This is a genomic window from Bradyrhizobium sp. BRP20 (assembly GCF_020194215.1).
GTDB lineage: Bacteria > Pseudomonadota > Alphaproteobacteria > Rhizobiales > Xanthobacteraceae > Bradyrhizobium > Bradyrhizobium yuanmingense.
This window is the reverse complement of the sequence record NZ_JADYVY010000130.1, coordinates 1-385: the sequence shown is the minus strand read 5'-3', so window position 1 is coordinate 385 and position 385 is coordinate 1. Positions and strand designations below refer to the sequence as shown.

Genomic DNA, 385 nt, shown 5'->3' with positions numbered 1-385 from the left:
CGCCTACACCTACGACGCGGCGGGGCAGGTGGTGTCGCGGACGAACGGTGCGGGGGAGACCACGCGCTTCACCTACGACCTGGTGGGGAACCTCGTCGAGCGGCAGACGGGCGACGCGCCGCCGGCCCGGTTCACCTACGACGCGGCGGGACGCCTGGTACGCGCGGTGAACGCCGACGCCGATGTGCGCTTCGAGCGGGACGAGGCCGGGCGCGTCGTCGCCGAAACCGTCAACGGCCGCACCGTCGAGTCCCGGTACGACCTGCTCGGCAGGCCGGTGTACCAGCGCACCCCGACGGGCGTGGAGAGCCGGTGGAGCTACGACGCGGGCGGCAGGCCGTCCGTGCTGAGCGCCGCGGGCCGCACCATGAGCTTCCGCTACGAC

1 pseudogene is annotated in these 385 nt (G+C 73.8%); it reads left to right on the top strand.

Annotated features, from left to right (window positions below):
• Window positions 1-385 (top strand): annotated as a pseudogene (locus tag I6F33_RS38130) (hypothetical protein); the annotation flags it as partial.